The sequence below is a fragment of the Pseudomonas japonica genome (genome assembly GCF_900188455.1).
GTDB classification, from domain to species: Bacteria; Pseudomonadota; Gammaproteobacteria; order Pseudomonadales; family Pseudomonadaceae; genus Aquipseudomonas; species Aquipseudomonas japonica.
This window is the reverse complement of the sequence record NZ_FZOL01000015.1, coordinates 76011-94303: the sequence shown is the minus strand read 5'-3', so window position 1 is coordinate 94303 and position 18293 is coordinate 76011. Positions and strand designations below refer to the sequence as shown.

Annotated in this window: 15 protein-coding genes; 9 read left to right on the top strand and 6 right to left on the bottom strand. The window is 65.3% G+C overall.

Going from position 1 to position 18293, the window contains the following annotated elements; translation table 11 throughout:
• Nucleotides 1-520: 520 nt before the first annotated feature.
• The gene (gene mnmC / locus CHB99_RS18410; RefSeq protein WP_042122567.1) at nucleotides 521-2506 is read right to left on the bottom strand and encodes a bifunctional tRNA (5-methylaminomethyl-2-thiouridine)(34)-methyltransferase MnmC2/FAD-dependent 5-carboxymethylaminomethyl-2-thiouridine(34) oxidoreductase MnmC1; all 1986 of its coding nucleotides are present in this window, start codon (nucleotides 2504-2506) and stop codon (nucleotides 521-523) included.
• Nucleotides 2507-2631: 125 nt separating this feature from the next.
• On the opposite strand from mnmC, the gene pap reads away from it, so the two are divergent.
• Together pap and CHB99_RS18400 are read left to right on the top strand one after the other, a co-directional pair.
• Nucleotides 2632-4125 carry a polyphosphate:AMP phosphotransferase gene (gene pap / locus CHB99_RS18405; protein ID WP_042122540.1) on the top strand — a complete coding sequence of 498 codons (1494 nt, stop codon included), beginning with the start codon at nucleotides 2632-2634 and terminating at the stop codon, nucleotides 4123-4125.
• Nucleotides 4126-4380: 255 nt separating this feature from the next.
• A complete protein-coding gene (locus tag CHB99_RS18400) occupies nucleotides 4381-5337 on the top strand; it encodes a DMT family transporter (protein ID WP_042122538.1) in 957 nt (318 codons plus the stop codon).
• Nucleotide 5338: 1 nt separating this feature from the next.
• Here the strand turns inward: CHB99_RS18400 and CHB99_RS18395 are convergent, their stop codons facing one another.
• The gene (locus tag CHB99_RS18395; RefSeq protein ID WP_042122536.1) at nucleotides 5339-6733 is read right to left on the bottom strand and encodes a class II fumarate hydratase; all 1395 of its coding nucleotides are present in this window, start codon (nucleotides 6731-6733) and stop codon (nucleotides 5339-5341) included.
• Nucleotides 6734-6895: 162 nt separating this feature from the next.
• Between CHB99_RS18395 and CHB99_RS18390 the strand changes: the two genes are divergently transcribed.
• The 7 genes from CHB99_RS18390 (at nucleotide 6896) to CHB99_RS18360 (ending at nucleotide 14649) form a co-directional block, all read left to right on the top strand.
• Nucleotides 6896-7423, top strand: coding sequence for a DUF2059 domain-containing protein (locus CHB99_RS18390; RefSeq protein WP_042122534.1), 528 nt, complete (start codon nucleotides 6896-6898; stop codon nucleotides 7421-7423).
• A gap of 12 nt (nucleotides 7424-7435) precedes the next feature.
• Nucleotides 7436-7735, top strand: coding sequence for a BolA family protein (locus CHB99_RS18385; RefSeq protein ID WP_042122532.1), 300 nt, complete (start codon nucleotides 7436-7438; stop codon nucleotides 7733-7735).
• Between the two features lie 114 nt (nucleotides 7736-7849).
• Entirely contained in the window at nucleotides 7850-8785 is a 936-nt protein-coding gene (gene trhO / locus CHB99_RS18380) for an oxygen-dependent tRNA uridine(34) hydroxylase TrhO (RefSeq protein ID WP_042122529.1), read from the top strand.
• Between the two features lie 3 nt (nucleotides 8786-8788).
• Complete coding sequence (locus CHB99_RS18375; RefSeq protein ID WP_042122527.1) at nucleotides 8789-9421, top strand: DsbA family protein; 633 nt, start codon at nucleotides 8789-8791, stop codon at nucleotides 9419-9421.
• A complete protein-coding gene (locus CHB99_RS18370; protein WP_042122525.1) occupies nucleotides 9414-11246 on the top strand; it encodes an ABC transporter ATP-binding protein in 1833 nt (610 codons plus the stop codon). Before CHB99_RS18375 ends, CHB99_RS18370 begins: the two co-directional genes overlap by 8 nt.
• Before the next feature lie 101 nt (nucleotides 11247-11347).
• Nucleotides 11348-13807 carry an EAL domain-containing protein gene (locus tag CHB99_RS18365; protein WP_042122524.1) on the top strand — a complete coding sequence of 820 codons (2460 nt, stop codon included), beginning with the start codon at nucleotides 11348-11350 and terminating at the stop codon, nucleotides 13805-13807.
• 35 nt (nucleotides 13808-13842) lie between these two features.
• Nucleotides 13843-14649, top strand: coding sequence for an iron-containing redox enzyme family protein (locus CHB99_RS18360; RefSeq protein ID WP_042122522.1), 807 nt, complete (start codon nucleotides 13843-13845; stop codon nucleotides 14647-14649).
• On the opposite strand, the gene CHB99_RS18355 is transcribed toward CHB99_RS18360, so the two are convergent.
• From CHB99_RS18355 to CHB99_RS18340, 4 genes are all read right to left on the bottom strand, one after another.
• A complete protein-coding gene (locus CHB99_RS18355; protein WP_042122521.1) occupies nucleotides 14636-15376 on the bottom strand; it encodes a YciK family oxidoreductase in 741 nt (246 codons plus the stop codon). The genes CHB99_RS18360 and CHB99_RS18355 overlap by 14 nt on opposite strands.
• Before the next feature lie 83 nt (nucleotides 15377-15459).
• Nucleotides 15460-16131, bottom strand: coding sequence for an N-acetylmuramic acid 6-phosphate phosphatase MupP (gene mupP, locus CHB99_RS18350; protein ID WP_042122519.1), 672 nt, complete (start codon nucleotides 16129-16131; stop codon nucleotides 15460-15462).
• A 2-nt stretch (nucleotides 16132-16133) separates the two neighbouring features.
• A complete protein-coding gene (ubiG, locus tag CHB99_RS18345; protein ID WP_042122517.1) occupies nucleotides 16134-16832 on the bottom strand; it encodes a bifunctional 2-polyprenyl-6-hydroxyphenol methylase/3-demethylubiquinol 3-O-methyltransferase UbiG in 699 nt (232 codons plus the stop codon).
• A gap of 55 nt (nucleotides 16833-16887) precedes the next feature.
• Nucleotides 16888-18219: a TRZ/ATZ family hydrolase gene (locus CHB99_RS18340; RefSeq protein ID WP_042122514.1), complete on the bottom strand. Its 1332-nt coding sequence runs from the start codon at nucleotides 18217-18219 to the stop codon at nucleotides 16888-16890.
• Between the last annotated feature and the right edge of the window lie 74 nt (nucleotides 18220-18293).

Here is an 18293-nt window from a genome sequence, read left to right as displayed (position 1 = left end):
GCATGGGTATCTACACATCTTTGACGGCCTGGCGGGAAACCGCATGAAGACCGCCAGGTGCCTGTCTTGAGCCCTACAGTGCCTGTGAGATCGAGCGCCGCCCGCGCGGCGCATCGCGAGCTCGCTCGCTCCTACATTTTTTGCAACGTGCCTATGCCTGACAGGCCATGGTTGTCCGCCTTGGTGGTACGACGCGGTACCTCGTCGATCCCAACAGCCTCCCCGCGATAAATCGCCAGGCACCAAAGGCTGGCAACACCGCTCTCACAGGCCATGGCACGTTGCAAAAAATGTAGGAGCGAGCGAGCTCGCGATGCGCCGCGCGGGCGGCGCTCGATCTCAAGAGCACTGCACCCGTCACGACGAGCACTTGGCGGCCTTGATACGGTTCCCCGCCAAGCCGTCAAAAATGTGTAGATACCCATGCTCATTGCTGGCAAGCCAGCCCCACAAGGTTCGGTGTCGCCGCGGACATTGTGGGAGCGGGCCGGGCGGCGTTCCGATTGCCCGCGATGGGTCTTCAAGCCTTGCCGCGCTTGAGCTCGCGCAACATGAAGCGGTTCGGATGGCAGGCCTCGGCGATCTCCCGCGGCACCGGCAGGGCATCGCCGTTGATCCAGGCCGCCACCAGCTCGCCGCACAGCGGTGCGGTGATCAGCCCGCGCGAGCCATGCCCGCTGTTGACGTACAGCCCTTCTAGCCACGGGCAGGCCTCGTCGGGAACCTGCCGCGCATTCTTCGCCAACGCGGCATAGACCTCGGCGAACCGCGCCGCATCCGCCACCGGCCCCACCAGCGGCAGGTAATCCGGGCTGGTACAGCGAAACGCCGCGCGCCCCTGCAGGTGCCGCGGGTCCAGATGATCGATGTCCAGGCGCTCGGCCAGATCGGTGGAAATCTCCCGCAGCAGGTCGAGGTTGCTGCGATGCTCCTCCGCCGTCGGCGTCAGATCGGTCGCGTGGAAGTCGAAGCTGGCCCCGAGGGTATGTTCGCCATGCCGCGGTGGCGCCACATAGCCATCGGCACAGACCACGGTATGCAGCGCCTGGCTCGCTGTCGTCACCGGCAAGCGGGTGATCTGCCCGCGAATGCGCTTGAGCGGCAGCCCGGCGCAACCTTCGAAGCGGCGAATGTCCGCAGCGCCGGCGAGCACCACGACCGGCGCTTCGGCCAGCATCCGTTCGCCATCGAGGGCCTGCCATTGGCCGTCGACCCGGCGCAGTTGCAGCACGTCGTGATGAGTGAGCAGGCGCACATTGGCCTGTCCCGCCTGCCAGTGGCACAGGGCCGGCGGGTGGACCCAGCCGCCCTCGGGATAGAACAGGCCGCCGCTGGGCAGCGGCACGCCGGCCACTGTCTCGGCCTGCTGGCGGTCCAGGCGCTGCACCAGTTCCTCGCTGAAGGCCCCGGCCAGTTGCGCCTGGCGCTGGTCTTCCTTGGCGTCGAAGGCCAGTTGCAGCACGCCACAGTCGTCCCAGTCGCTGCCCCGTTGCAGGCGCTGGAGCAGACGGCGGGTATGGCCGAAGCCGCTGACGATCAGTTGCGAAAGCAGCGTGCCGTGGGCGGACAGCTTGAGATAGAGCACGCCCTGCGGGTTGCCCGAGGCCTCGCTGGCCGCCTGTGCATGGCGCTCCAGCAGGCTGACCTGCCAGCCGCGGGCGGCCAGGCTGGCGGCGCTGGCGCAACCGGCGAGACCGGCGCCGATCACCAGGGCATGGCGCGGACCGCTGGCCAGGGGAGGGCGTCGATACCAGGGCGCCACGGCAGGCAGCGGCTGTTGTTCGGGCGCCGCGTTGAACAGGCCACGAAGGATTTCCCATTTCTTGCCGATCCCCGGAATCCGCTTCATCGAGAAGCCCACCGCGATCAGCGCGCGGCGCACCCAGCCGGTGCTGGTGAAGGTGCCGAGGGTGGTCCCGGGGCGCGACAGCCGGGCCAGTTGGGCGAACAGTTCCGGGGTCCACATGTCCGGGTTCTTCGCCGGGGCGAAGCCGTCGAGGAACCAGGCATCGATGTGTCCATCGAGCTTTTCGAACTGCTCGCGGGCGTCGCCGATCATCAGCGTCAGGCTGACCCGGCCGTTGTCGAAGAGGAACGGCTGATAGCCCTGGTGCACCGCCACGTACTGCTCCAGCAGGGTCGTGCCCTGCGGCGCCAGGTCGGGCCAGAGGGCGAGGGCACGGGTCAGGTCGTCGCGGGTCAGGGGAAACTTCTCGGCGCTGATGAAATGCAGGCGCGCACCCGGCGCGGCGCAGTGCTCGAACAACTGCCAGGCGCAGAGAAAATTCAGCCCGGTACCGAACCCGGTTTCGCCGATCACCAGGCATTCGCCCGCGGCCAGCGCGCTGAAACGCTGGCGCAGATCGTTCTGCTCGATGAACACGTGGGTGGTTTCCGCCAGGCTCTGGTCCTTGGAGAAATAGATGTCGTCGTACTGCCGCGAATGTGGGCGGCCCAGTTCGTCCCAGTCGATCTGGGCGTGGCGGGGGGCGGGCGTGTCGGTCATGAAAGGGCTCGGCAACAGCGGATCGGCCATTCTAGCTGATCGCCGGAGCGCTGTTTGATCTGGCGCAACCCGGACAAAAGCAGTGGCAATCCGCTAGTCTTGCTTATCCAAGAAGGGAGCCTGGTATGTTCGAATCCGCTGAAATCGGTCACTCGATCGACAAAGAAACCTACGAAGCCGAGGTGCCCGCCCTGCGCGAGGCCTTGCTCGAAGCCCAGTTCGAACTCAAGCAGCAGGCGCGCTTCCCGGTGATCGTGCTGATCAACGGCATCGAGGGCGCGGGCAAGGGCGAGACGGTCAAGCTGCTGAGCGAATGGATGGACCCGCGTCTGATCGAAGTGCGTACCTTCGACCAGCAGAGCGACGAGGAACTGGCCCATCCGCCGGCCTGGCGCTACTGGCGTGCGCTGCCGGCCAAGGGCCGCATGGGCGTGTTCTTCGGCAACTGGTACAGCCAGATGCTGCAGGGCAGGGTCCATGGTCGGTTCAAGGACGCCGTGCTGGACCAGGCCATCAGCGGCGCCGAGCGCCTGGAGCAGATGCTCTGCGATGAAGGCGCGCTGATCTTCAAGTTCTGGTTCCACCTGTCCAAGAAACAGATGAAGGCCCGGCTCAAGACCCTGAAAAAAGACCCGGTGCACCGCTGGCGGATCAGCCCGCTGGACTGGGAGCAGTCGCAGACCTACGACCGTTTCGTGCGCTTCGGCGAGCGCGTGTTGCGCCGCACCAGCCGCGATTACGCGCCCTGGCATGTGATCGAGGGGGCCGACCCGTACTACCGCAGCCTGGCGGTCGGCAAGATCCTGCTCGAAGGCCTGCAGAACGCCCTTAAGGCCGAGGGCAACATCAAGGCGCCGACCCCGATCGCGCCGTTGGGCGAAAGCATCGACAAGCTCAGCCTGCTCGAGGCGCTCGACCTCAGCGTGCACCTGGACAAGCAGGACTACGAGAAGCAACTGCTCAGGGAGCAGGCGCGCCTGGCCGGTCTGCTGCGCGACAAACGCATGAAGCAGCACGCCCTGGTGGCGGTATTCGAAGGCAACGACGCGGCGGGCAAGGGCGGGGCGATCCGTCGGGTCGCGGCGGCGCTGGACCCGCGTCAGTACCGTATCGTGCCGATCGCCGCGCCGACCGAGGAAGAGCGTGCGCAGCCTTACCTGTGGCGGTTCTGGCGACATATTCCGGGACGCGGCACCTTCACCATCTTCGACCGTTCCTGGTACGGCCGGGTGCTGGTCGAGCGGGTCGAGGGGTTCTGCTCGCCTGCCGACTGGATGCGGGCCTATGGCGAGATCAACGACTTCGAGGAGCAACTGAGCAACGCCGGCGTGGTGGTGGTCAAGTTCTGGCTGGCGATCGACCAGCAGACCCAGCTGGAGCGTTTCCAGGAGCGCGAGGAGATTCCGTTCAAGCGCTTCAAGATCACCGAGGAAGACTGGCGCAACCGCGACAAGTGGGACCTGTACGCCCGCGCCGTGGGCGACATGGTCGACCGCACCAGCACCGAGATCGCGCCGTGGACCCTGGTGGAGGCCAATGACAAGCGCTGGGCGCGGATCAAGGTCTTGCGCACCATCAACGAGGCGCTGGAGGCGGCGTTCAGCAAGCACAAGAAATAAGCGTTGGATCTGGGGCCGCTGTGCGGCCCTTCGCGGTGGTTCGTCACACGACAAGCCACGCTCCTACGGCGGTGCGCGTTCCCGTAGGAGCGTGGCTTGTCGTGTGACGAACCACCGCGAAGGACCGCACAGCGGTCCCGATCATCTCCATGTCGCTGCCAGACCAGCACAGTTATTCCCCAACTGTCACTGTGTAATCCCTTTCCTACCCCCTAGACTCCACCCAACCACCACCCCGGGATTATCGAGGCCGTCATGCATACCACCTCCGGACGCTGGGCGTACGGGCTGTTTCTCGCGCTGTTGACCGCCGTGCTGTGGGGCATCCTGCCGGTCAAGTTGAAGCAGGTGTTGCAGGTCATGGACCCGATCACCGTCACCTGGTACCGCCTGCTGGTCTCCGGCAGCCTGTTGTTCGCCTGGCTGGCGGCAACCCGTCGGCTGCCGTCGTTCGCGCCACTGGGGCGGCGCGGCAAAGGCCTGGTGGCGATCTGCACCCTGGGCCTGGTGGGCAACTACGTGCTCTACCTGGTCGGCCTCAAGCTGGTCAGCGCCGGCACCGCGCAACTGGTGGTGCAGGTCGGCCCGGTGCTGTTGCTGGTGGGCAGCGTGCTGGTGTTCAAGGAGCGTTTCAGCTTCACCCAGGGCATTGGCCTGGCGCTGCTGCTGGCGGGATTCGGCCTGTTTTTCAATCAGCGTCTGCAAGAGCTGCTCACCTCGCTGAGTGCTTACACCACCGGGGTGCTGGTGATCCTCCTGGCCTCGTTGGTCTGGGTGTTCTATGCCCTGGGCCAGAAGCAGTTGCTGACGGTATGGAACTCGATGCAGGTGATGATGGTGATCTATCTGTTCTGCGCCCTGTTGCTGACACCCTGGGCGCAGCCGCTGGAGGTGCTGCAACTGAGTGCGCTGCAGGGTTGGCTGCTGCTGGCCTGTTGCCTGAACACCCTGGTGGCCTACGGGGCGTTCGCCGAAGCACTGGCGCATTGGGAAGCCTCGCGGGTCAGCGCGACCCTGGCGATCACGCCGCTGGTGACCTTCGTCGCCGTCGCCCTGGCCGCCTGGCTGTGGCCGGACGTCGTGATGGCCGAACAGATCAACGGCCTGGGCTATTTCGGCGCGCTGGTGGTGGTGCTGGGCTCGGCGCTGACCGCGCTGGGCCCTTCGCTCAGCGCCGGCTGGAAGGCCAGGCGCGCACGCCTGGCCGGCTGACTCAGCCCTTGCCGCCCGCTTCGAGCATCTGTTCGGGGCGCACCCACTGGTCGAACTGGGCGTCGGTCAGGTAACCCAGGGTCAGCGCCGCCTCGCGCAGGGTGGTGCCTTCCGAGTAGGCCTTCTTGGCGATTTCCGCCGCCTTGTCGTAGCCGATATGCGGGTTCAGCGCGGTCACCAGCATCAGCCCGCGTTCCAGGTGCGCGGCCATCTGCTGCGGATCCGGCTCGATGCCGGCGACGCAGTGCTGCTGGAAGTTGCGGCAGCCATCGGCGAGCAATTCGATCGATTGCAGCAGGTTGTGGATGATCACCGGCTTGAACACGTTCAACTGCAGATGTCCCTGGCTCGCCGCGAAGCTGATCGCGGTGTCGTTGCCCAGTACCTGGCAGGCCAGCATCGACAGGGCTTCGCACTGGGTCGGGTTGACCTTGCCGGGCATGATCGAACTGCCCGGCTCGTTGGCCGGCAGACGCACTTCGGCCAGGCCCGCGCGGGGGCCGGAGCCGAGCAGGCGCAGGTCGTTGGCGATCTTCATCAGGGCCACCGCCAGGGTTTTCAGGGCGCCGGCGAGGCTGGTCAGCGGTTCGTGTCCGGCCAGGGCGGCGAATTTGTTCGGCGCGGTGACGAACGGTAGCCCGGACAAGGCCGCCAACTCCGCCGCGATGGCCTCGGCGAAACCATGCGGCGCGTTCAGCCCGGTGCCCACCGCGGTCCCGCCCTGGGCCAGCTCGCATACCGCCGGCAGCGTGGCGCGAATGGCGCGCTGGGCATAGTCGAGCTGGGCGACCCAGGCGGAAACCTCCTGGCCGAAGGTGATCGGCGTGGCGTCCATCATGTGCGTGCGCCCGGTCTTGACCAGGTGCGTGTGCCGCGCCGACAGCTCGGCCAGGCCCGAGGACAGTTCGGTGATGGCCGGCAGCAAGTGTTCCTGCACGGCCTGGGCGGCGGCGATGTGCATGGCGGTGGGGAAGCAGTCGTTGGAACTCTGCGAGCGGTTGACGTGATCGTTGGGGTGCACCGGGTCCTTGCCGCCACGTCCCTTGCCGGCCAGTTCGTTGGCACGACCGGCGATCACCTCGTTGACGTTCATGTTGCTCTGGGTGCCGCTGCCGGTCTGCCAGACCACCAGCGGGAACTGGTCGTCGTGCTCGCCGTCGAGCACTTCGTCGGCGGCCTGCTCGATCAGGCGGGCGATGTTGGCGGGGAGGTCGCCGTTGCGGTCGTTGACCCGGGCGGCGGCTTTCTTCACCAGGGCCAGCGCGTGCAGGACCGCCAGCGGCATGCGTTCCTTGCCGATGGCGAAGTTGATCAGCGAGCGCTGCGTCTGCGCGCCCCAGTAGACCTGGTCCGGAACTTCCACGGGTCCCAAGCTGTCAGTTTCGATGCGGCTCATGTGCTACCCACTCCTTATGCAAGATGCCAGGTTTGACCAGACAGTTTAGGTGCCGATTCCAAAGGCCGGTTCCATAGCCCACTCGTCCTATTGAGCGGTTGCGTCCCTCGGCGCAGAATGCTCTACGCTGGAAACACTCACTTACTCTTTTAAGGAACACCGATGACCCGTCTCCGCGCCCTCTGCACGGCTGTTGCGCTGGTCTGCGCCACTGGCCAGGTATTCGCCGCCGGTGCCAGCCATGAGGCTGCCGCTGAAAAATTCCTCCTGCTCGCCCACGCCGACAAGCTTCCAGCGCCGGTCTACGGTCAAGTGCAGCAGATGTTCGCCCAGCGTTTCGAGCAGACCAAGGCCCCGGCCTCGAAGAAAGCCGTGCTCGACAGCTACCAGGCCAAGGCCAACGCCGCCCTGGACAACAACATCGGCTGGAACAAGCTCAAGCCGGACATGATCAAGCTCTACACCAGTGCTTTCAGCGAGCAGGAACTGAAGGACCTGGTGGCCTTCTATCAGTCGCCACTGGGCAAGAAAGTCCTGGAAACCATGCCGCGCGTCACCCAGCAGTCGGCCCAGCTGACCCAGCAGAAGCTGGAAGGCGCGGTACCGGTGGTCAACAAGCTGCTGGCCGACATGACCAACGAACTGGACCCGAACGCCGGCAAAGCCGCCGCTCCGGCCAAGAAGCCGTAAGCGGAGTCGCCGATGTCGATGCAACAGAAGATCGAACAGAGCCTGGGCGCGCTGGCGCCCGTGCACCTGCAGGTTCTGGACGAGAGCCACATGCACAGCCGTGGCGTGGAAACCCACTACAAGGCGGTGCTGGTCAGCGAGCAGTTCGAGGGCCTGAACAGCGTCAAGCGTCACCAGAAGGTCTACGCCACCCTCGGCGACCTGATGGGGCAGTTCCACGCCCTGGCGCTGCACACCTACACCCCGCGGGAATGGGAACAGACCGGCGCCGCGCCGGCTTCGCCGACCTGCGCCGGAGGCAGCAGGCACTGATTTCACCGTCGGTTTTTGCTAGAATCCGCCACCGCGCCGCTTGTCGGCGCGTTTTTATTTGTATTTCTGACCCGGTCCGCCCTTTGCGAGGGTGACCACTGGAGAGTTGCAAGCATGACCCAATCCATCGTCGTGGCGGCGCTGTACAAGTTCGTCACCCTGGAAGACTACGTCGAACTGCGCGAGCCGCTGCTGGCCTGCATGGAAGCCAATGGCGTCAAAGGCACCCTGCTGCTGGCCGAGGAAGGTATCAACGGCACGGTTTCCGCCGCCCGCGAAGGCATCGACGGCCTGCTCGCCTGGCTGCGCAACGATCCGCGCCTGGTGGATGTCGACCACAAGGAGTCCTACTGCGACGAGCAGCCGTTCTATCGCACCAAGGTCAAGCTGAAGAAAGAGATCGTCACCCTCGGCGTACCGGGTGTGGACCCGAACAAGGCGGTCGGGACCTACGTCGAGCCGCAGGACTGGAACGCCCTGATCAGCGACCCGGAAGTACTGCTGATCGATACCCGCAACGACTACGAAGTGGCCATCGGCACCTTCGAGGGCGCCATCGACCCCAAGACCACCTCCTTCCGCGAGTTCCCCGACTACATCAAGGCCAACTTCGACCCGGCGCGGCACAAGAAGGTCGCCATGTTCTGCACGGGCGGCATCCGCTGCGAGAAAGCCTCCAGCTACATGCTCGGCGAGGGTTTCGAAGCCGTCTATCATCTTAAGGGCGGGATCCTGAAATATCTTGAAGAGGTTCCTCAGGATCAGAGCAAGTGGGAGGGCGACTGCTTCGTCTTCGACAACCGGGTCACCGTGCGTCACGACCTCAGTGAAGGCGATTTCGATCAGTGCCACGCTTGCCGCCATCCGGTCAGTGTCGAGGACCGGGCCTCCGAGCACTATTCGCCAGGCGTCAGCTGCCCGCATTGCTGGGACAGCCTGAGCGAGAAGACCCGGCGTAGCGCCATCGACCGGCAGAAGCAGATCGAACTGGCCAAGGCCCGCAACCAGCCACACCCGATCGGATTCAACTACCGCAAAGCCGAGGTGTGATGCATGAGCGCTCGCCTGCTTTACGTCATGGACCCCATGTGTTCCTGGTGCTGGGGGTTCGCGCCGGTGGCCGCGGCCCTGATCGACCAGGCCCGGCAGGCGGGTGTGGAAACCCGTCTGGTGGTGGGTGGTCTGCGCAGCGGCAGCTCGGCGCTGGATGCCTCGACCCGGCGCTACATTCTCGAGCACTGGCAGGCGGTCAACCAGGCCACCGGCCAGACGTTCCAGTTCGAGGGCGCCATGCCCGACAGTTTCGTCTATGACACCGAGCCGGCCTGCCGTGCCCTGGTCACCGCGCGCAGCCTCGACGCCGACAAGGTGTGGACGCTGCTGGTGCTGATCCAGCAGGCGTTCTACCAGCGCGCCGAGGATGTCACCCTGGCACCGACCCTGGTCAACCTGGCGGAGCAGGCCGGTTTCGACCGCGCCGCCTTCGCCGCGGCCTTCACCAGTGCCGACCAGCGCAGCGCGACCGCCGCCGATTTCACCTGGGTTCAGGACCTGGGCATCGCCGGCTTCCCCACGCTGCTGGCCGAACGCAACGGCCAGCTGGCCCTGCTGACCAACGGCTATCAGGCGCTGGAATCCCTCGAACCGCTGCTCGGTCGCTGGCTGGAGCGCGCCGCCTATGCTTGATCTGCCAGGCTCGCCCGACCCGGTTCCCGGGCCAGCGGCGGCGTCTGCCGATCGTCTGAGCTGGGCGGAAATCCGCCGCCTGGCGCTGCATCACAAGAAAGCCCTGTGGATCGCCAACGGCGTTGCCGTGCTGGCGGCGCTGTGCAGCGTGCCCATCCCGCTGCTGTTGCCGCTGCTGGTGGACGAAGTGCTGCTCGGCCACGGCGACACCGCGCTGAAATGGATGAACCAGTTTCTTCCGGGCAACTGGCAGGTGGCGGCCGGCTATATCGGCCTGATGCTGGCGGTGACGCTGGTCCTGCGCTGTTCGGCGCTGGTCTTCAACGTGATGCAGGCCCGGCTGTTCGCCGGGCTGGCCAAGGACATCGTCTATCGTCTGCGCATCCGCCTGATCGAACGGCTCAAGCGGATTTCCCTGAGCGAGTACGAAAGCCTCGGCAGCGGCACGGTCACCACCCACCTGGTGACCGATCTGGATACCGTCGACAAGTTCGTCGGCGAAACCCTCAGCCGCTTCCTCGTGGCGGTGCTGACCCTGACCGGCACCGCGGCGATCCTGATCTGGATGCACTGGCAACTGGCCCTGCTGATCCTGCTGTTCAACCCGCTGGTGATCTTCGCCACGGTACAACTGGGCAAGCGGGTCAAGCACCTGAAGAAGCTGGAGAACGACAGCACCTCGCGTTTCACCCAGGCCCTGGCCGAGACCCTCGACGCGATCCAGGAGATCCGCGCTGGCAACCGCCAGGGCTATTTCCTCGGGCGCCTCGGCCTGCGCGCCCAGGAAGTGCGCAATCACGCCATCGCCTCGCAGTGGAAAAGCGATGCCAGCAACCGCGCCAGCGGCCTGCTGTTCCAGTTCGGTATCGATATCTTCCGCGCCGCGGCGATGCTCACCGTGCTGTTTTCCGACCTCAGCGTCGGACAGATGCTCGCGGTGTTCAGCTATCTGTGGTTCATGATCGGCCCGGTGGAACAGTTGCTGAACCTGCAGTACGCCTACTACGGCGCCGGTGGCGCGCTGAGCCGGATCAATGAACTGCTCGCCCGTGGCGATGAACCGCAGTACGCCGGCGGCGCCGATCCGTTCCAGGGCCAGACCACCGTCGGCATCGACGTGCGCGGGCTGCGCTTCGGCTACGGCGAGGAACCGGTGCTGGACCAGTTGAACCTGTCCATCGCGCCGGGCGAGAAGGTGGCCATCGTCGGTGCCAGCGGTGGCGGCAAGAGCACCCTGGTGCAACTGCTGCTCGGCCTTTACAGCGCCCAGGCCGGAAGCATTCGTTTCGGCGGCGCGACCCTGCAGGAAATCGGCCTGGAAACCCTGCGCGAAAACGTCGCGGTGGTGCTGCAGCACCCGGCGCTGTTCAACGACACCGTGCGCGCCAACCTGACCATGGGGCGCGACTGCAGCGATGAAGAGTGCTGGCAGGCCCTGGCCATCGCCCAGCTCGACGAAACCATCGGCGCCCTGCCACAAGGCCTGGACAGTGTGGTCGGGCGTTCCGGCGTGCGTCTCTCCGGCGGCCAGCGCCAGCGCCTGGCGATCGCGCGGATGGTTCTGGCCAAGCCCAAGGTGGTGATTCTCGACGAGGCCACCTCGGCCCTCGATGCCGCCACTGAATACAACCTGCACCACGCCCTGGCGCGTTTCCTCAGTGCCCGCACCACCCTGATCATCGCCCACCGCCTGTCGGCGGTGAAGCAGGCCGACCGCGTGCTGGTGTTCGACGGTGGTCATGTCGCCGAGGATGGCGGCCATCTGCAACTGATCGCCGAAGGTGGTTTGTACGCCAAGTTGTATGGTCACTTGCAGCAGAGCTGAACGCTCGAATGTGAGAAATCACTTATCCGCATGCAGGCAAATGGCCTAGTCTGTATCGGAACAGAGTGAGGCGACTCACCGGCGCAGTTGCAAGGGACTTCATGAAGGGAAAACGGACGCTTGAAACGCCCAGGCTCCTGGGGATCATCTGGCCATTTATCGCCGTGGTGCTGTTTCAGGCGCTGCTGGGTGGTATCAGCCTGTACGCGCTGTCGGCGATGCGTGCCTATGTCGCCGGGGAAAGCCTGTGGTCCAAGGGGCAGAAGGACGCCATCTATTACCTGAGCCTGTACGTCGACAGCCGCGACGAGGAGAACTTCCGCAAGTACCGCGACGCCTTCGCCATCCCCGAAGGCAGTCACCGCCTGCGTCTGGCCCTCGATCTCGATCCGCCGGACCTGGAGGCCGCGCGCCAGGGCATCCTCGCCGGTGGCAACCACCCGGACGACGTCGCCAGCGTGATCTGGTTCTACCTCAACTTCCGCCACGTCAGTTACCTGGAAAAGGCCATCAGTCGCTGGCAGGTAGGGGACAGCTTCCTGCAGGAGCTGGACACCCTGGCCGATGAAATTCACGCAGGCATCGCCGGCAGCCGCGCCACGCCGCGCGATCTGGCCGACTGGAAGCGCCGCATCGTCTCCATCAATGACAACGTCACTCCCGCCGCACGAGCCTTCAGCGATGCGCTGGGGGAAGGCTCGCGCATGCTTTTGCGCCTGCTGCTGCTGACCAACCTGGCCACCGCGGCGTTTCTCATCGCCCTGGCCTGGCTGCGTTCGAGCAAGCTGCTGGCGCAGCGGCAGGCCTTTGCCAGCGCGCTGCGGGAGGAAAAGGAGCGGGCGCAGATCACCCTGGCTTCCATCGGCGACGGCGTGATCACCACCGATGTCGATGGCAGCATCGTCTACATGAACGCCGCCGCCGAGCAACTGACCCACTGGGACGCCAGTCACGCTCAGGGCCTGCCGCTGGCCGCACTGTTCAGCCTGCTGGATGACAATGCCGAGAAGGACCGCCTGACCCTCACCGAACATATCCTCAACGGCGCGCTGGGCGGCGGTTCGGAGCATGTGCGGCTGATCCAGCGCCTGGATGGCAGTACCGTCTCGGTGACATTGGTCGGTGCGCCGATCATGACCGAAGGGCGGATCAGTGGCACCGTGCTGGTGCTGCACGACATGACCCAGGAGCGCCAGTACATCGCCAACCTGTCCTGGCAGGCGACCCATGACGCCCTGACCGGGCTGGCCAACCGTCGCGAATTCGAATATTGCCTGGAGCAGGCGCTGGGCGATCAGGTACGCAACAACGGCCGGCATTCGCTGATGTTCCTCGACCTCGACCAGTTCAAGTTGGTCAACGACACCAGTGGCCATGCCGCGGGTGATGAGTTGCTGCGGCATATCTGCGCGGTCCTGCAGTCGGGACTGCGCGAAGGGGATGTGCTGGCGCGGCTGGGGGGCGACGAGTTCGGCGTGCTGCTGCGCGATTGTCCGCCGGAGCAGGCCGAGCGGATTGCCGAGAACCTGCGCCAGGTGGTGCAGAGCCTGCATTTTGTCTGGAAGGGTCGACCGTTCGTGAACAGTGTGAGCATCGGTCTGGTTCATCTGAATCAGGCGCCGGACTCGCTGGAAGCGGCGTTGCGCGCGGCGGACATGGCCTGCTACATGGCCAAGGAAAAAGGCCGCAACCGTGTGCAGCTGTACCTTGCCGACGACACCGAGCTGTCGCTGCGCTTCGGCGAGATGGCCTGGATCCAGCGCTTGCACATTGCCCTGGAAGAAAACCGCTTCTGCCTGTATGCCCAGGAGATTGCCGCGCTCGACCCTCACGAGGAGGGCGGCGGACACCTGGAAATCCTCCTGCGCCTGCACGACGAAAGCGGCCGCATCATCCTTCCCGACAGCTTCATTCCCGCCGCCGAGCGCTTCGGCCTGATCACCGCTCTCGATCGCTGGGTGGTGCGCAATGTGTTCGAGGTGATACGCCAATGCCTGAACGAGGGGCGTGAAGGGCCGTTGGCGATGTGTTCGATCAATCTGTCGGGGAGCAGCATCGGCGACGACAAGTTCCTCGACTACCTGCGGCGGCAGTTCAGCGACTACGCCATTCCCCCTGAATTGATCTGTTTCGAAATAACCGAAACCAGTGCAATCGCCAACCTGGGAAGTGCCATTCGTTTTATCAACGAATTGAAAGGATTGGGCTGCAAGTTTTCCCTTGATGATTTTTGCGCCGGAATGTCGTCGTTCGCGTATCTGAAACATTTGCCTGTAGACTTCCTCAAGATCGACGGAAGTTTCGTCAAGGACATGCTCGACGACCCGATTAACCGGGCGATGGTCCAGGTGATCAACCACATCGGCCACGTCATGGGTAAGCGCACCATCGCCGAGTTTGTCGAGACGCCGTTGATCGAGCAGGCCTTGCAGGAGATCGGTGTCGACTATGCCCAGGGCTATCTGATCGAACGGCCCCAGGTGTTTTCCTGCGACAGCCTGCAGCGTCAGCGTGACGCCGCCGGGCCAGTGCTGTTCGGATCACCGGGGACGCTGCGCTGACGCTCCATCCAAATCACAAGGACAAGGAGCTGACAGTGATTGACGCATTTACTCGGACTGGTCCATTGATGGACGCCGCAAGTTATCCCCTCTGGGCCCAGCGCCTGATCCAGGAATGCAGCGCGAGCAAGCGCCGGGTGGTGGAGCACACGTTCTACCAGCGCCTGCGTGACGGCCTCGTCGGCAGCACGACCATGCACCAGTACCTGGTGGGTGGCTGGCCGGTGGTCGAGCAATTCTCCGTGTACATGGCCCACAACCTGACCAAGACCCGCTACGCCCGCCACCCCGGCGAGGACATGGCGCGACGCTGGCTGATGCGCAACATTCGCGTCGAACTCAACCATGCCGACTACTGGGTGCACTGGTGTGAAGCCCACGGCGTCACCCTCGACGACCTGCAGGCACAGGACGTGCCGGCGGAACTGCAGGCGTTGAGCGACTGGTGCTGGCACACCTGCAGCCAGGACTCGCTGGTGGTGGCCATGGCGGCGACCAACTACGCGATCGAAGGGGCGGTGGGCGAGTGGTCGGCGGTGGTCTGCGCCACCGATACCTATGCCCTGGGCTTCCCCGAAGAAGGCCGCAAGCGGGCGATGAAATGGCTGAAGATGCACGCCCAGTACGATGATGCCCATCCGTGGGAGGCGCTGGAAATCATCTGTACCCTGGCCGGCAACAGCCCGAGCAAGGCCTTGCAGGCCGAGCTGAAGCGGGCGATCTGCAAGAGTTACGACTATATGTACCTGTTCCTCGAGCGCTGCATGCAACTGGAGCAGCAGGAGTCGCACCAGGGCACCCGCTTGCGCGGCGCCCTGGCGCAGGGGCTCACTGGGCGTTGAATGCCTGACCGTTGACCCCGGTGCTGTCCGGGCCCATCAGGTACAGATAGACCGGCATGATGGCCTCGGGCAGCGGGTTGTCCTGCGGATTTTCCGCCGGATAGGCCTGGGCGCGCATGCTGGTGCGGGTGGCGCCCGGGTTGACGCTGTTGGCCCGCACCGGGGCGACACCTTCAAGCTCGTCGGCCAGGGTCTGCATCAGGCCCTCGGTGGCGAACTTCGACACACCGTAGGCACCCCAGTAGGCGCGGCCCTTGCGTCCGACGCTGCTGGAGGTGAACACCACCGAGGCGTCTTCCGACAGCTTGAGCAGCGGCAGCAGGGTCTGGGTGAGCATGAACATGGCGTTGACGTTGATGTGCATGACGCGCATGAAGTTGTCGCCGCTCAACTGCTCCATTGGCGTGCGCGGGCCGATGATCGACGCGTTGTGCAGCAGGCCGTCGAGGCGGCCGAAGGCGTTTTCCACCATCACCGCCAGTTCGTCGTACTGGTGCGGCAGGGCGGTTTCCAGATTGAACGGGATCACCACTGGCTGCGGATGGCCGGCGGCTTCGATCTCGTCGTACACCGCGGTGAGGTTGGCCTCGGTCTTGCCCAGCAGGAGCACGGTGGCCCCATGGGCGGCGAAGGCTCTGGCCGCTGCCGCGCCGATCCCGCGACCGGCGCCGGTAACCATGATGACCCGGCCTTTGAGCAGATCCGGGCGGGCGGAATAGTCGAACATGGGAGTTGCCTCGAAAGGGAAATGGCTTCAGGCGCCAGCGAGCCGGCCACGAGGCCGGCCCGACAGGGCCACTGGCTGTGGGATCAGCAGCCGCACAGGGCGCTGTCGAGCACCTTGCGCAGCTCCAGGGGATGATCGACCACCACATCCGCGCCCCAGTTGTTGGGGTTGTCCTCGGGATGAATATAGCCATAGCGCACCGCCGCGGTGCGGGTGCCGGCATCGCGGCCGGACTCGATGTCGCGCAGGTCGTCGCCGACGAACAGCACGCTGGCCGGATCCAGGTCGAGGGTCTTGCAGGCGAGGATCAGCGGCTCGGGATCGGGCTTGCTGTTCTTCACGTGGTCCGGGCAGATCAGCAGCGAGGAGCGTTCGGCCAGGCCCAGGCGTTGCATGATCGGTTCTGCGAAGCGCACCGGCTTGTTGGTCACCACGCCCCACAGCAGCTTGCCGCGCTCGATGTCCTGCAGCAGCTCTTCCATGCCGTCGAACAGCTTGCTGTGCACCGCGCAGTCACGCTGGTAGCGCTCCAGGAACTCCAGGCGCAGGGCCTCGAATTCCGGCGCTTCGGGGTCGATGCCGAAGGTCGCGGCGACCATCGCCCGGGCGCCGCCGGAAATCACGTCGCGCACGGTGTTGTCGGCGACCGGCGCCAGGCCGCGGTCGTTGCGCATCGCCTGGCAGATGGCGATGAAGTCCGGCGCCGTGTCGAGCAGGGTGCCGTCCATGTCGAAAAGTACTGCTCGCAAACGCATGCTCATTCCTCGCGAAGGGTCTGGATCATGTAGTTGACGTCAACATCGGCGGCCAGCTTGTAGTGCTTGGTCAGCGGATTGTAGGTCAGGCCGATGATGTCCTTGACGCTCAGGCCCGCCGCGCGGCTCCAGGCACCGAGTTCGGAAGGACGGATGAATTTCTTGAAGTCATGGGTGCCGCGGGGCAGCAGCTTCATGATGTATTCGGCGCCGATGATGGCGAACAGATACGCCTTCGGGTTGCGGTTGATGGTGGAGAAGAACACCTGGCCCCCGGGCTTGACCATGCGGAAGCAGGCGCGGATCACCGAGGACGGGTCCGGCACGTGTTCCAGCATCTCCAGGCAGGTGACCACGTCGAACTGCTCCGGCATTTCCTCGGCCAGGGCCTCGGCGGTGATCTGCCGGTACTCGACGTTGACCCCGGACTCCAGCTGGTGCAGTTGCGCCACCGCCAGCGGCGCCTCGCCCATGTCGATACCAGTAACCGTGGCACCGCGCAGGGCCATGGCCTCGCTGAGGATGCCGCCGCCGCAACCGACGTCGAGGACCTTCTTCCCGGCCAGCTTGACCCGTTCGTCGATCCAGTTGACCCGCAGCGGGTTGATGTCGTGCAGCGGTTTGAACTCGCTCTCGCGATCCCACCAGCGATGGGCCAGGGCCTCGAACTTGGCGATTTCGGCGTGGTCGACGTTGCTCATGGAACAATCCTCTGAAACTGTGAAAATTCGGTGCGGCAGGCTGGCTGCCGTCGGGTCATTCGGCGTGTCCGGCGATCCGCTGGCCCCAGGCCACGGCGGCGGCATGCACGGCCTGCTCGTCCAGGCGGGTCAGGCGACGCTCGTCGAGCAATGCCTTTCCGGCGACCCAGACATGCTTCACGCAGTCGCGGCCGCTGGCGTAGATCAGTTGCGACACCGGGTCGTAGATCGGTTGCTGGGCCAGTCCGCCCAGGTCGAAGGCCACCAGGTCGGCGGCCTTGCCCACCTCCAGCGAGCCGGTGATGGGGTCCAGGCCGAGGGCGCGAGCACCGTTCAGGGTCGCCATGCGCAGTGCGCGGTGGGCATCCAGGGCGCTGGCCGAGCCGGACACGGCCTTGGCCAGCAGGGCGGCGGTGCGGGTTTCACCGAGCAGGTCGAGGTCGTTGTTGCTGGCGGCGCCATCGGTGCCCACGGCGACGTTGACTCCGGCCTGCCACAGGCGCTCCACTGGGCAGAAGCCGCTGGCCAGCTTGAGGTTGGATTCGGGGCAGTGCACCACGCTGGTGTTGCTTTCTACCAGCAATGCCAGGTCGTCATCGCTGATCTGGGTCATGTGCACGGCCTGCAGGCGCGGGCCGAGCAGGCCGATACGGGCCAGACGCTGCAGCGGGCGTTCGCCGCGCTCGTCGAGGGACTGGCGGACTTCGCTGGCGGTCTCGTGGATGTGCATGTGCACCGGCGCGTCCAGTTCGTCGGCGGCCACCCGGATCTTTTCCAGGTTCTCGTCGTTGACCGTGTACGGCGCGTGGGGGCCGAGGGCGACGCTGATGCGCGGGTGATGGCGCAGGTCGCCGAACAGCTCGACGGCCAGGTGCAGGCCTTCATCGAAGGTGCGCGCGCCGGGAATCGGGAAATCCAGCAGGGGCACGGCGATCTGCGCGCGAATGCCGCTGTCGTGCACGCAGGCGCTGGCGATCTTCGGATGGAAATACATGTCGCTGAAGCAGGTGATGCCGCCCTTGAGCTGTTCGGCGATGGCCAGGTTGGTGCCGTCGCGGACGAAATCCTCGTCGACCCAGCGGCCTTCGGCGGGCCAGATGTGCTCCTGCAGCCAGGTCATCAGCGGCAGGTCGTCGGCCATGCCGCGGAACAGGGTCATGGCCGCGTGGCCGTGGGCGTTGATCAGCCCCGGGGTCAGCAGGCAGTCAGGCAGTTCGCGGACTTGCGCGGCCTGGAAACGACCGGTCTCGCTGCGTGGGCCGATGAAGACGATGCGCCCTTCGTGAATCCCCAGGGCATGCTCCCTGAGCACCACGCCGGCCGGTTCGACGGGCACCAGCCAGGTCGGCAGGAGCAGCAGGTCGAGAGGGACGGGGGGCTTGGGCATGGGACGGAATTCCCTGGGTCATGGGCAGGTGGCGAAGTATACCCGAGCGTCCGCGCTTGGGGCTCGTTATAATC